This is a genomic window from Pararoseomonas baculiformis, from assembly GCF_017813395.1.
In the GTDB taxonomy this organism is placed as follows: domain Bacteria; phylum Pseudomonadota; class Alphaproteobacteria; order Acetobacterales; family Acetobacteraceae; genus Roseomonas; species Roseomonas baculiformis.
Genome location: NZ_JAGIZB010000007.1, coordinates 179985 through 193359, shown reverse-complemented (window position 1 = coordinate 193359; position 13375 = coordinate 179985). Strand labels below are relative to the sequence as shown.

General features: G+C 69.7%; 11 protein-coding genes. 2 read left to right on the top strand and 9 right to left on the bottom strand.

Translation table 11 applies throughout. The features are described 5' to 3' along the window. Positions 1-207 precede the first annotated feature (207 nt). The 7 genes from J8J14_RS09705 to J8J14_RS09675 form a co-directional block, all read right to left on the bottom strand. Positions 208-3480, bottom strand: a complete 3273-nt coding sequence (locus J8J14_RS09705) for an error-prone DNA polymerase (protein WP_209379293.1) — start codon at positions 3478-3480, stop codon at positions 208-210. A 4-nt stretch (positions 3481-3484) separates the two neighbouring features. Next, entirely contained in the window at positions 3485-3709 is a 225-nt protein-coding gene (locus J8J14_RS09700) for a hypothetical protein (RefSeq protein WP_245215609.1), read from the bottom strand. 30 nt (positions 3710-3739) lie between these two features. Continuing rightward, a complete protein-coding gene (locus J8J14_RS09695; RefSeq protein ID WP_245215608.1) occupies positions 3740-5170 on the bottom strand; it encodes a Y-family DNA polymerase in 1431 nt (476 codons plus the stop codon). Position 5171: 1 nt separating this feature from the next. Further along, a complete protein-coding gene (locus J8J14_RS09690) occupies positions 5172-5912 on the bottom strand; it encodes an ImuA family protein (RefSeq protein ID WP_245215607.1) in 741 nt (246 codons plus the stop codon). Positions 5913-6106: 194 nt separating this feature from the next. After that, positions 6107-6895: an enoyl-CoA hydratase/isomerase family protein gene (locus J8J14_RS09685; RefSeq protein ID WP_209379290.1), complete on the bottom strand. Its 789-nt coding sequence runs from the start codon at positions 6893-6895 to the stop codon at positions 6107-6109. 11 nt (positions 6896-6906) lie between these two features. Continuing rightward, complete coding sequence (locus J8J14_RS09680) at positions 6907-8079, bottom strand: enolase C-terminal domain-like protein (protein ID WP_209379289.1); 1173 nt, start codon at positions 8077-8079, stop codon at positions 6907-6909. A gap of 75 nt (positions 8080-8154) precedes the next feature. Next, positions 8155-9219: an Ldh family oxidoreductase gene (locus J8J14_RS09675; RefSeq protein WP_209379288.1), complete on the bottom strand. Its 1065-nt coding sequence runs from the start codon at positions 9217-9219 to the stop codon at positions 8155-8157. Positions 9220-9346: 127 nt separating this feature from the next. Between J8J14_RS09675 and J8J14_RS09670 the strand changes: the two genes are divergently transcribed. Together J8J14_RS09670 and J8J14_RS09665 are read left to right on the top strand one after the other, a co-directional pair. Continuing rightward, positions 9347-10345, top strand: a complete 999-nt coding sequence (locus J8J14_RS09670; RefSeq protein ID WP_209379287.1) for a tripartite tricarboxylate transporter substrate binding protein — start codon at positions 9347-9349, stop codon at positions 10343-10345. A 9-nt stretch (positions 10346-10354) separates the two neighbouring features. Next, positions 10355-11509: a mandelate racemase/muconate lactonizing enzyme family protein gene (locus J8J14_RS09665; protein ID WP_209379286.1), complete on the top strand. Its 1155-nt coding sequence runs from the start codon at positions 10355-10357 to the stop codon at positions 11507-11509. On the opposite strand, the gene J8J14_RS09660 is transcribed toward J8J14_RS09665, so the two are convergent. Both J8J14_RS09660 and J8J14_RS09655 read right to left on the bottom strand, forming a co-directional pair. Beyond that, on the bottom strand, positions 11506-12282 hold the full coding sequence (locus J8J14_RS09660) for a FadR/GntR family transcriptional regulator (protein WP_209379285.1): 777 nt from the start codon (positions 12280-12282) through the stop codon (positions 11506-11508). The genes J8J14_RS09665 and J8J14_RS09660 overlap by 4 nt on opposite strands. Positions 12283-12345: 63 nt before the next feature. Further along, a complete protein-coding gene (locus J8J14_RS09655; protein WP_245215606.1) occupies positions 12346-13347 on the bottom strand; it encodes a Bug family tripartite tricarboxylate transporter substrate binding protein in 1002 nt (333 codons plus the stop codon). Between the last annotated feature and the right edge of the window lie 28 nt (positions 13348-13375).

The window sequence follows — 13375 nt, the reverse complement described above, 5'->3', positions numbered from 1 at the left end:
AATTTTCCCGAGGCGCGGCGGACAGACTGTAGTGCTCGACAAGGCTTGCGTTTGCGCCCCGAGGTCGCGTTGGCGCATCGGGGCCGCAATCTGCCGCCTGAAGGGCCTCCCGCGCCGGCACCCGCTAGGACAAGTTCGCAGCCAACGTCGCGCCTACCCTCGCGAGCGCCGCGCGCATCGCATTCCGGTGCTGATTGGGGCCGCACCCTAACGGAAATCCCGCGTTGGCACCTTGATGCCCGAACCCAGCCGCAAGTCAGGGATGTAGATGTCCCTCGCCTTGCGGCCAGCCAATCCTTCCTGCTCCCGGTGATCCGGCCCACCACCATGATGGGCCTCGTCGCCGCGGCCATGCGGCAGCGGGAACGCCTCGCCCCGTCGGCCCACGCTGTTCAGCAGCGGCGTCAGGTCCGTCAGCTGCTCTGCGATGAGGTGGGTCACCCCATCCTCGGACTGCACCCGCCCGCGGCAGGCGACCATCCCCGCCGACAGGACGAGGCGCCGCTGTGCCTCGAAGAGCTTCGGCCAGACGATCAGGTTGCCCACGCCCGTCTCGTCCTCGATGGTGATGAACATGACGCCCTTGGCGCTGCCGGGCTTTTGCCGGACCAGCACCAGCCCGGCCACCGTTACGCGCCGCCCGCTCCGCAGGGATGCCAGGCTGCCGCAGGCGACCATCCCGGCCCGGGACAACTCCTCCCGAAGGAAGGCCACCGGATGCTGCCGCAAGGAGAGCCCGACCTTGCGGTAGTCCTCCACCACCTTCCGTCCCTCAGCCATGTCGGCCAGCAGCACCTCTGGCTCAGTCGCCTCGGGTGCCGGAAGGCCGCCCTGGTCGATGGCGGCAAAGAGGGGCAACTCGCCATCTGCGAGGCCGCGTATGGCCCACAATGCCTCACGGCGCCCGAGGCCAAGGCCGAGGAAGGCATCTGCCTCGGCCAGGTGCCGGAGCGCGGCGACGGGGATCCGCGCCCGGCGCTGGATCTCCTCGGGCGAGCGATAGGGCGTCCCGCCGCGCCGGGCCACGAGGGCCTCGCCGTGAGCGACGTCCAGCCCGCGCGCCATGCGCAGGCCGAGGCGGACCGCAAGGTGCCGCCCGACTGTCGGCTCCAGAGTGCAGTCCCAGCTGCTTCGGTTGACGCAGACCGGCCGCACCTCGACGCCGTGCTCGCGCGCGTCGCGGACAACCTGCGCTGGGGCGTAGAAGCCCATGGGCTGGCTGTTCAGCAGCCCCGCGCAGAAGGCATCGGGGTGGTGGCACTTCAGCCAGGAGGAGGCGTAGGCGATGAGGGCGAAGCTGGCCGCGTGGCTCTCCGGGAAGCCGTAGCTCCCGAAGCCCTCGATCTGGCTGAAGGTGCGCTCGGCGAACGCCTGATCGTAGCCGCGGGCGACCATCCCCGAGACGAGCTTCTCCTTGAAGGCGCTGACCCCGCCGGTGAACTTGAAGGTCGCCATCGCCCTCCGGAGATTGTCGGCCTCACCTGGGGTGAAGCCCGCACAGACGATGGCGACCTGCATCGCCTGCTCCTGAAAAAGGGGCACGCCCAAGGTCTTCGAGAGCACGCGCTCCAGCTCCGGCGTCGGATAGGTGACCGGCTCCTTTTCCTCCCGGCGCCGTAGATAGGGGTGGACCATGTCGCCCTGGATGGGACCGGGCCGGACGACGGCCACCTCGATGACAAGGTCGTAGAAGGTCCTGGGCTTCATCCGGGGCAGCATCGCCATCTGCGCCCTGCTCTCGATCTGGAACGTGCCCAGCGTGTCGGCTCGCCGGATCATCGCGTAGGTAGCCGGATCCTCGGGTGGGATGTCCGCCATGGTCAGGTGCAGACCCCGATGCTGCGCGAGCAGCCCGAAGGTCCGCCGCAGGCAGCCGAGCATGCCAAGGCCGAGGACATCGACCTTCATCATGCGCAAGAGGTCGATGTCGTCCTTATCCCACTCGACCACGGCGCGGTTTGCCATGGCGGTGGGCATGATCGGAACGAGGTCGTCCAGCCGGTCGCGGGTGAGCACGAAGCCGCCGGGGTGCGTCCCGAGCTGGCGCGGAAAGCCGATGAGCTGGCGCGCGAGCTCAAGGGTGAGCCGGATGCGGCGGTCGCCCGGGTCGAGGTTCAGCTCCGCCGCGTGCTCATCCTGCACGCCCTCCTCGCTCCACCCCCAGACCTGGGATGCCAAGGCGCCGGTGACGTCCTCGGGCAGGCCGAGCACCTTGCCCACGTCGCGCACGGCGCCCCGGGCGCGGTAGCGCATCACCGTGCAGCAGAGGGCGGCGCGGTCGCGGCCATAGTGGTCGTAGACCCACTGGATGACCTCCTCGCGCCGCTCGGCCTCGAAGTCCACGTCGATGTCGGGCGGCTCCTTCCTCTCGGCCGAGACGAAGCGCTCAAAAAGCAGGCCCGAGCGCGTCGGGTCGATGCTGGTGATGCCAAGGACGTAGCAGACGGCGGAGTTGGCGGCGGAGCCCCGGCCCTGGCAAAGGATCTCCTTCGAGCGGGCGTAGCGGACGATGGAGTTCACGGTCAGGAAGTACGGTGCGTATTCCAGGCTCGCGATGAGCGACAGTTCGTGCCGCAGCTGGGCCGCGACGTCGCCGGGCACGCCCTCAGGATAGCGCATGCCCGCCCCGGCCCAGGTCAGGCGCTCCAAGGCGTCCTGGGCGGTCTCGCCGGGCACCTCCGTCTCGTCCGGGTACTGATAGCAGATCTCGCCGAGGTCGAAGGTGCAGCGCTCCACCACCTCGAGGCTGCGGGCGACCGCCTCGGGATGGCGTGAGAGCAGGCGTGCCATCTCGGCGGGGTGGCGCAGCTGCCGGTCGGCCTCGCCCCGGAGGCGCAGGCCCGCCGCGTCGATGGTGCAGCCCTCGCGGACGCAGGAGAGCACGTCCTGCAGGATCCGGCGTTCCGGGGCGTGGTAGAGGACATCGCCGGTCGCGAGCGGGGCGACCCGCGCGGCCCGCGCGAGCTCCGCGACCCGGTGCAGGCGAACGGCGTCACCTGGGCGGCGCCTGGGCGTCAGGGCGGCGTAGGCCCGGCCACGGAAGGTCTCCCGCAGGCGAGACAATCGAGGCGCGAGCTCGTCCTCCCCATCCGCCTCGCCGGGCACGAGGACGGCGAGCAGGCCCTCGGCATGCGACGCCACATCCGGCCACCCGACGTCGAAGCCGCGATGCCCGGCTCGGAGCTTGCCGAGGGTGAGGAGGCGCGTCAGGCGCGACCAGCCCGGGCGGTCCTTCGGATAGAGCAGCAGGGAGGCGCCGCAGTTCAGGTCAACGCGACAGCCCGCGACGAGGCGGACGCCCGTCGTCCTGGCGGCGTCCCAGCAGCGGACGATCCCCGCGACGCTGTTGTGATCCGCGACGCCGAGGGCGGGGAGGCCGAGCGCGGCGGCGGCGGCGAACAGCTCCTGCGGGTGGCTGGCGCCGCGCAGGAAGGAGTAGTTCGTCGTGACCTGCAGCTCGGCATAGGGAGCCGAGGCCATGGGGTCAGGAGCGGCGGATGTGGCCGGTGGTGCTGGGCGCCGCCGCGGCCGGGCGCTTCATCAGCACGAAGCCACTCTCCTGGAGTTGGCGCACGAGGCGCTCGGCGGTGATCCGGGCCATGGCGGTGTCAGCGTGGTGGACGCGGCGGCGACCGTCATATTGGAGACCGTAGGCGAGCGATTCCGCGATCTCATCCTCGGTCGCGGGGCGCAGCACGTCGTCGGGCATACGGGGGGCATCCATGCTCGTGGTGAGGGGTCAGAACAGGCCGTGGAGGAACCAGCCGAGGTCGCCGGTTGCCGGGTCCTCGCCGTCGCCGCGGCGGAACAGCCAGTAGCGGCGCCCCTCCTCATCCTCGACGGCCCAGTAGTCGCGCACCGCACGCATCTCGGCCTCGCGCCGCCACCACTCGCCGGTGACGCGCTCAGGACCGTCGGCATGGCGGATGCGGCGGCGGACGCGGCGCCAGGTGAAGGCGGCGGGCGGGCGGTCCGGCAGGGCGGCAATGGCCTCGACCGGTTGCGGCGGGGTGATCAGCCGCACGGGCCGGGGCAGCGCCTCGGGCCAGGACAGGTTGGGGGCAGACCAGAGCGGAGGCGCACGGCGAAACGACCGCTCGGGCACCCGGCTCTCGACCGGCACGGCGCGGAACACCCGGTCGCTGCCGAGCCAGTTGCCGAGGCGATCCACCAGGGCCGAGACGTCGAGGACTGGAGCTTCGCCCGGGACGGCTGCGGCCTGCGACCAGGCGAGCGGCTCGGCGACGCGAACGACCAGCCGCACGGCCTCAATCCCGAAGCCCGGCTCCACCCGCTCCAGCCGGTCCCGGAGCATGCGCCCGAGGTGGCCAGGGTCGCGGCTCGGCCGGGCGGTGCCGATGCGCACGGCCTGCACGGTGGCGTCCACCCGCTCGAACAGAGCATCGACCGTGCGGGCGCCCATGCCCGCCGCCTCCAGGGCGGGGCAGACGATGGAGAGCAGGCGGTCGAGGGCGATGCCGAGCGCTGTGGCGGTCAGCAGCGGTTCGACGAAAGCAAGCCTGTGCTGGATGGCTTCGGGCGCAAACCAAGGTTCCAGCGGCTCGAAACGGCGGCCAAGCGCCGCATCCAGCCGTGCCAGGAGCTCGGGCCCGAAGCGCCGGGCAAGCGGCGCCCGAGGAACACGCATGAGCTGCCCCACCGTCTCGAAGCCAAGCACGAGGAGGCCACGGACGATGTCGGGCGCGATCCGGAGAGCGCTCGGGGACAGGTCGGCCAGACGGGACACCTCATCGCCGGGCGCCACGACTTCCCTGTCCGCGGGGCCAAAGCGGGCCAGGGCATGGGCAACCCCGATCGTGCTCGCCATGGCAGCGCGCACCGTCAGCCCTGAGCGGCCCAGCCGTTCGAGAAGGTCGTCCAGGAGGGCCGCCTCGCCGCCGTGCAGATGGGTGCCTCCGGTCATGTCGAGCAACAGGCCATCCGGCGGGTCGGGAGCGACCAGCGGCGCATAGCGGCTTGCCCAGGTCGCGAGATGGCGCAGGGCTGCCGCGTCGCCCTCGGGATCGGCCTCATGGACGCGGAGCTCCGGCACGCGGGCGCGCGCCTCCGCGAGCGAAAGGCCGGGGGCCAGGCCGAGGGAGAGGGCGGCTTGATCGGCAGACGCGACCACCTGCCGTCCACCGTCCAGGGCACGCGTGACCAGGGGCATCTCAGGCGGAGGCGCGCCGGGGCCCCGGCGCAGCCTGTCGGTCGGCAAGGTCGGGAACCACACCGAGACGACCCTGCGCATCGCACGCCTCCACCACCCAGGACGCCGCCTCTCCGCCACGGCACCGCACCAGTTCCAGCCGCCACCTCGCCCGGGCGAGGCCGGGCACGTCGGGGGCGGCCGGAAGGGGTGGGCCGCTCGGCAGCGAGGCGACCTGCCATCGGGTGACAGCCGCGCAGGGCTCAAGCAGGGTGGAATCATCATGGCGGCGCGGGCGGCGGATCGCGAAAGCGGTGACGCCCGAGCGCTCGGCGGCGAGTTGCAGGCGCCGGGAGGCAGTCAGCGTGAGCCTGCCGGAGACCTCGCCCACGACACCCGCCAGGCCCGCCTCGCGAAGGCCTTCCTCCATGACGAGGAGCACGGTCGCGGCCTTGCCCGCCTCGGCATAGAGCACGCGCGCGGGATGCAGGCCGACGGCGGCAAGGCCGGGTGCGAAGAGGTCGGAGCGCTCCAGCACCCAGAGCACCGTGCCCGGCAGGCGGGCGAGGCAGCCCGCCACGAACAGGGCCGCTGCTGCGGCATGCTCCATGTCCGGGCCGGTCCCTGCGACCTCGTGCAGGGCTCCCAGCATCAGGCCGCCGCCCGGGAGGGCAGCATCAACACCAGCATGGCCGAACGGATGCCATTCCTGTTCGCGCAGGGCCGGATCGGCTCGCTCCAGGCGGGCGACATGGGCCCGCAACTCAGCCAGGATCTTGGATCCGTGCGGTTGCGGGGCAGGAGGATGGGCGAAGGGGGGCCACATCTTGAGGAACATAAACAGAACACACGATTCGCGGGAAGCGCCTAATTTCCTATTTCAGAGATGGGGCTGATCGGCCCACTGGTTGACCCGGATGGAAGCCTGGCTTGGCCCTGGCCGCCAGGAATTGCCAGCTATGGCTGCCAGAGGGGGCGCCTCTTTTCTCGAAAGGCCCGAAGTCCCTCCTTTCCTTCATCACTCGCGCGCTGCCTCCAGGACTCCTCGGCCAGAGTGTCCGCTTCCTCATCCGTCAGCAGCAGGCGGTTGGCGCGGAGAAGGGAGTGCTTCGTCACGGCTGATGCCTGTGGCGCAGCGGCAAGAAAAGCCGCGACCAGGGCTTCCAGCCGTGCCTCGATGTCGTCCGCCGGCACAACCTCGTGGACCAGGCCGATGGCGAGAGCGGTCGCTGCATCGAAGCGCTCGCCTGTCAGGGCATAGCGGCGCGCCTTGTGAAGGCCCAGAGTCTGTACCAGCTGCGTTGAGATCGGAGTGGGAGCGACACCGACGCGCACTTCCGTGAGCCCGAAGACGGCGCCTGGAACGGCAAGCGCCACGTCCACACAGCAGAGCAATCCGCATCCGCCGCCAAAGCATGCGCCCTGGACCAGGGCCATGGTGGGAAGAGGGAACTCGTTCAGGCGCCGGAAGGCTGTGACGCTGGCACGGGAAGCCTCCCGTGCCAGCTCGGGCGGCTGCTGGGCGATCTCCGCCATCCAGCCGAGATCCGCCCCACATTGAAAGTGCCGGCCCGCCCCTCGAATGATGACGGCACGGAGGCCCGGATGGCTGGCCAGGCTGTCCAGCAGGAAGACGAAGCGCCTCAGCAGATTGCCATCATAGGCATTGCCGATCTCTGGCCGGTTGAGTGTCAGCGTCGCAATGCCGCGCGCATCCACCTCCAGCGTGACGGAAGAATCCTCCATGGCTGGCCCTTTCACCAATCCACCACCGTGCCGTCCTCCAGCATGGCATTGCGCGTATGCAGCACCTCCTGCTGAAAGGGGTGCTTCGCCGCCTCCTTTTCATCCACCTCGACACCGAAGCCAGGCAACTCCGGAACAGGCCAGAAGCCGCCCTCCCGCTGCACGGGCTGGCGCACCACATCGTGGTACCAGGGCACGGAGCCTGGCATGGCCTCCTGGATCACGAAGTTCGGCGTCGCCACGGCGTAGTGCAGCGCGGCGATGCCGGCGAGGGGGCCGTTGGGGTTGTGAGGAGCGATGCCTACCTGCGCCACCTCGGCGAAGGCGGCGATCTTCTGCGCCTCCAGCAGGCCGCCGCAATGGTTGAGATCGGGCTGCAGGATATGCGTGGCCCGGTGCTGAAGCAGATCGGCGAATTCACGAACCCCCACCAGGCGCTCGCCGGTTGCGATGGGGCTGCGGGACTGCGCTACGATCTGCACGAGCCCCTCCGTGTCGCCGGGCTGGACCGGCTCCTCGCAGAACATCGGGGCGAGCGGTTCCAGGGCGCGGATGAAGCCGAGCGCGGCAGAGACCGTGGCGGGACGGCCATGGAAATCCACCATGACCTCCGTATCCTCGCCCACGGCATCGCGCAGGACGCGGCCGAGGCGCTCGACATGCCGGATGGCGGCGGGCGGGGCGGTGCCGCCCACATAGGGGATGAAGACGACCTTCAACGCGTCGTAGCCGGCCTCGAGCACGGCCTGTGCCCGTTCGGTCAGCCGGCCAGCGTCGAAGGTTTCGTACACGGCGCTCATGTCGCCAAGGCCGAGATGGGTGTAGAGCCGGACCTTGTCCCGGACCCGCCCTCCCAGGAGCCGCCATACGGGCACGCCGAGCGCCTTGCCGGCGATGTCCCACAAGGCGTGCTCGATCCCGCTGATCGCGGTCATGCCGATGATGCCCAGCCGGTAATAGCTGTGCTTCTGCATGATGCGGCAGGCCTGCGCGATGTCCCGCGGGTCCCGCCCGATCAGGAGGGGAGCGAGATCCTCCACCGCACCGGTCACGGCGCGGGTCTTCCAGTTCAGCGTGGCCTCGCCCCAGCCATAAAGGCCGTCCTGGTCCGTCAGGACCTTCACGAAGACCCAGTTTCGCATCTGCGCGTTCACGACAATGGACTGGATGCCGGTGATCTTCATGGTCTGGCAGCTTCCGGAAACTGATATGGGCTGAAGAGGCAGGGCAGGGAGGCGTTCGCGTCGCGGACCGGGCCGTTACAAGCCCTTCTCCACGCCCAGGCGGCGTGCCCAATCCGTGATCGAGTCCAGCACCTGCCTGGAATAGGGCAGTCCCTCGGCCAGGTGGCGGGCGCGGTTGGCCAGGGCGCGTTCGCCTGGCAGGCGCACGGGCGGGCCGCCGGCGCGCGGGCGGCTGGCACGGCAACGCTCGGCCAGGGCGGTGGTCTCGCGCAGGAAGGCTTCGCGCCCTGCGAAGGCGGCAGGATCGATCACCTGCAGGAAGACACCCTGGCCGCCACGTGACGGCGCAGTGCTGCGTCCGTGACCGGACAGGCCGAGGCTCAGCGCCTCCACCATCAGTGAGAAGCCGAAGCCCTTGTAGCCGAACTCGGGGCCGCCCAGCAGCGCGATCGTCCCTGGCGGTTCCTGCCCGAGGCAGGCGGGGTCGTCGCTCGGGTGTCCTTGCCCGTCCAGCAGCCAAGGGCCCGGCGTGCGTTCACCCCGCGTTGCATATGCCGCGATGCTGCCGTTCGAAACGACGGAGGTGCTGTGGTCGATCAGGATGGGGTCGCCAAGCGTCGGGATGCCATAGGCGACGGGATTGGAGGTGAGGACGGGCTCCGCACCGCCAAAGGGCGCCACTGAGGCAAGGCCCGGATCCGTCGTCGCCAGTGTGACGAAAAGCCCCTCGTCGGTGATCGGCTTCAGATAGGCCTGCAGGGCACCGATATGGGCGCAGTCGGCGATGGTCGCTGTGATCACCGGATGGCTCGTCACGCGGGCGAGCACCTCGCGGATGGCGCGGCGCATGACCCAGGCTCCGGGCAGGCGATTCGCCCGCCACGCGAAGCTCGCGCCGCCATCGGCCAGCACCTCGAGATCGCCCTTGCAGGCGGTGGCGCCCCGTTCGATCCGTTCGAGGTAGTTGGGCAGCATGGAAAGGCCGTGGGTACGATGGCCGAGCAGGTCAGCCTCAAGCAGCACTGCTGCCACGTCCTCCGCCATCTCGGAGGTCATGCCGGCCGCGACCAGCAACTGCCGGGCAGTGGACGCCAGCGCTGCAGGGTCCTGAAGAGGGCCATCCTCTGCCACTGCGCTCATCCTGTCCTCCCCGCTGCCAAGGCACCTGCGCCCAAACTCATATGATGACCATTTGACTTGGAAGGGAATGGGTCTCTAGCTTGCGAGGCCCGGCCGGGAAAGAGCCTTGGGCAGGAGGAAAACAGGAATGGCCCAAGCAGCCATCGGCAGGGCGCGCCGCGCCCTCCTGGCATTCGCAGCATCGGCTCTCGCCCTGGCACCGGGGCTCGCAGCAGCCCAGCCGCAGCAATCCCCGGTGAGCCGACCCGTGCGCATGCTCGTCGGCTTCCCGCCGGGCGGCTCGACGGACATCTTCGCCCGCGCGCTCTCCGATGAACTGGCGAAGATGTGGTCCGTCCCCGTCGTGGTGGAGAACCGGGGGGGTGCCAACGGAATCATCGCCACCGAGGCGCTGGTGAAGAGCGAGCCGAACGGCGAGACGCTGATGTTCACCATTTCCTCCCACGTGACCAATCGCGCGCTCTACCCAAACCTGCCCTATAATCCGCTCACCGACGTGACGCCGATCGCCCTCGTGGCGCGCTCTCCTTTCATCGTCGTGAGCAATCCACGCTTTCCCGCGAGGAACCTGCAGGACCTGATCCGCCTGGCGAAGGAAAAGCCCGGGCAGATCGACTACGGCTCACCCGGCCCCGGCTCCGCCCAGCAGCTGGCCATGGAGCTGCTGACCCGTACCGCTGAAATCCGGCTCAACCACGTCGCCTATCGCGGCGGTGCGCCGGCGATGGCGGATCTGATGGCGGGCGTCATTCCTCTCTCCCTGCTGACGACAACCCAGGTGCTCGCTCAGGTGCGGGCGGGCGCGCTGCGCCCGATCGGCGTCACCACGACCCAGCGCTCGACGATGCTGCCCGACGTGCCGACCATGGCCGAGCAGGGGCTGCAGGGTTACGACGCCGATGTGTGGTTCGGCGTCATCGGTCCGGCCAACATGCCGCCGCCCATGGTGCAGCGCATGGCCGCCGACATCTCCCGCGCGCTCTCCAACCCTGCCGTGCGGGAACGTTTCACCTCGCAGGATGCCGTCGTTCTCAACAGGCCGCCCGAGGAGTTCGCGCAGCTGATGCGCGAGGAGGACCGGAAGTGGTCCGAACTGATTCGCGCCGCGAACATTCGCGTGGAATAGGGGAAGTCTATGCCGAAGATTGCCTCCGTCGAGGTATGCGTCGCCCGTGTCCCGCTCGACAAGCCCATCAACTTCTCCACGCGTCAGGTCACGGCACGGGAATACTGCCTCGTCCGCGTGCGGGCGGAAGACGGAACGGCCGGGCTTGGCTATTGCTACGCCGTGAACAAGGCCGGGCGGCTGCTCCTCGACGCCGTGGTCGATGGGCTCTCGCATAAGGTGATCGGCCAGGACTCCCATCGTGTGGAGGGCATCTGGCAGGACATGTACCAGGAGACGCTGCTGCTGGGCCGCGTCGGCGGCGTGATGCGCGCGCTCAGCGCCATCGACATCGCGATCTGGGACCTCAACGCCCGTCTCGCCGGCCTGCCGCTGTACCGCTATCTCGGTGCCGCCGTGCTGGATCGCGTGCCTTCCTATGGCAGCGGTGGCTACTACTGGCCAGGAAAGGGCGACAAGGAGCTGGGCGACGAGTTGCGCGCCTTCGTCGAGGCCGGGCACCGCGCCGTGAAGATCAAGGTCGGCGCCCGCGGCCGCAGTCCCGCGCAGGAAGCTGCGCGGCTGAAGGCCGCGCGCGAGGCGATTGGGCCGGATATCGAGCTGATGCTGGATGCCAACAACGCCTGGCCGGACCTGCCCACCGCGCTCCAGTTCATCCGCCGCTTCGAGCCGATGAATCCCTACTGGATCGAGGAACCCTTCCTTCCGGACGACATCGAGAACCACGCCGCCCTGGCCCGCGCGACGCCCATTCCCGTCGCCACCGGCGAAATCGAGGCAGGGCGGTGGCGCTTCCGCGAGCTGCTGGACAAGCGCGCCGCCGCCATCCTGCAGACGGACGCGACCGTCTGTGGCGGCATCACCGAATGGCGCCGCATCACCGCCATGGCTTCCTGCTATGGCGTTCCCACATCGCCCCATGCCTGGCATGACGTGCATATCCATCTCGCGGCCAGCGCGCCGAGCGTCAGCTATGTCGAGTTCATGCCGGACGACCACGTGGTGAACTTCCGCCGCCTGATCGACACGCAGCTCGTGCTGGACAAGGGCGACCTGCTCCTGCCCCAGGGGCCAGGGCTCGGCTTCGACTTCGATCCGGAGGCGATCAGCCGCTACGGCGCGAAGGACCTGGGTGGAGAGGAGATCTGGCGCATCCTGCGTTAGCTGGAACTCTTGGTGGCCGACATGACCCTTGCCATGCCGGCCCTCAGGTGATCTCGCATCGCGTCCCGCGCCGCATCGGCGTCGTGGGACGCGATCGCATCGAGGATGCGGCGGTGCTCTTCCAGCACCACCGCCATTCTCCCTCCACGGCTCGTAAGCCCGTGGGACACGCCGATGCTGTCGGTGAGGTATTGCTGCAGGAAGGTCTGGAATTCCACGAATAGCGGATTGCCCGCCGCTTCTGCGACCGAGCGATGGAATTGCAGATCCGCCGCCATGGCGGGCTCACCGTGTTCAACCTGCTGCGCGAAGCTCCGTAGCGCCTTCCGGATCTGCTGCACCTCCTTCCGCCCGGCCCGAGCGGCCGCCAGCGCAGCCGCCTCCGTCTCCAGGCCCAGCCGGAGTTCCAGGACACGCAGCACGGCCGTGTCGCTCGCCGCCTCGGCCGCGATGCGGAAGGGGCGCAGGTTGGCGGAAACATAGGCCCCTGATCCCTGCCGCACCTCGATGATCCCTTCGGAGCGGAGGCGGGCCAGTGCTTCCCGCACCACGGTCGGGCTGACGCCATAGGTGCTGGAGAGGGCCACAATGGTCGGAAGCTGGGTGCCGGGGGTGAGGCCATTCCCGGCGATGTGGCTCTGGATGGCCTCGGCCACGCGATCCGTCAGCTTCGGTGCCGCCACCAGGCCGGTCTGCGGCGCCAGCCCGGTGGGCGCCCGCCGCCCGGCCGGTGCTTCGTTGCCATCTGAAGCTGCCGTGCGTCGTCTTGCCACGACCGGAGATTACAGGCTGCCGCGGCACCCCGTCGAGGGGGCGGCCGGGAGCGGCCCGGAGCCTTACCCCTCGCGCCAGGGCTTCTCCGCCCACAATTTCCGGAACTCCGCTTCCCGGGCCAGCGTGAAGGCGCGGTACTCGTCCCCGACAATCGAGCGGATCGGCATGCCCAGCCGGTCCGCCTCCGCCAGGAAAGCCGGGTCCGCCAGGGCCGTGCGGAAGGCCTCCACGAGCCGGCCATGGATCTCGGCGGGCAGGCCTGGCGGGCCGCAGATGCCGCGCTGGGCGCCGCCGCCCGAAAGAGCCACTCCGGCCTCCTGCAGGGTCGGCACCCCCGACGCCTTGCCCCAGCGCTGGGCACCGGCTTGGGCCAGGCAGCGGAAGCGGCCGTCACTCAGCCCCTCATAGCCCTCGCTCATGTTGAAGGAGCCGAAATCGAGGTGGCCGCCCATCACCGCGGTCTGCAGGGGCGCGGAACTGTTGAAAGGAATGTGGACGAAGCGCGTGCCCGGCACCTTCTGCGCGATGTCGAGCATCAGGAGGTGGTCATCCGAACCGACCCCCGTGGTGCCGTAGGACACGCCCTCCGGCCTGGTGCGCGCCGCCTCCAGCAGGTCGGCAAGGCTGCGATAGGGCGAGGCGGGGCGGACCCAGATCCCGCCCGGATCGTCCACCACATTCGCGATGAAGCTGAACTCGCCCACCCTGTACCGGGCGGGGCGCTCGATCGGGATGGTGACCAGCGTGGGGGAGGTCACCACCGTGAGAAGGTAGCCATCCGGCCGGGCATTGAAGACGAATTCGTTGCCCGTCTGCCCGGAGGCGCCGGGGCGGTTGGAGATGACGAAATTCGCGCCGGGCAGCCGCTTCTGCACATGGGGAAGGGTGGCGCGCGCGAGGATGTCACTGCCGCCCCCGGGGGCGAAGGGCACCACCACCTCGATCGGGCGCTCCAGGGGCCATGCGCGCTGGGCGAGGGCCGGTGCCGAAAGAACACTGCCGAGGGCCGCCGCTCCCAATCCCCGCCGGGTGAGCCCTCCGGACCGCCGATTCATCCTGTTCATGTCCTTCCTCCCATGCGGCTGTTTCGCC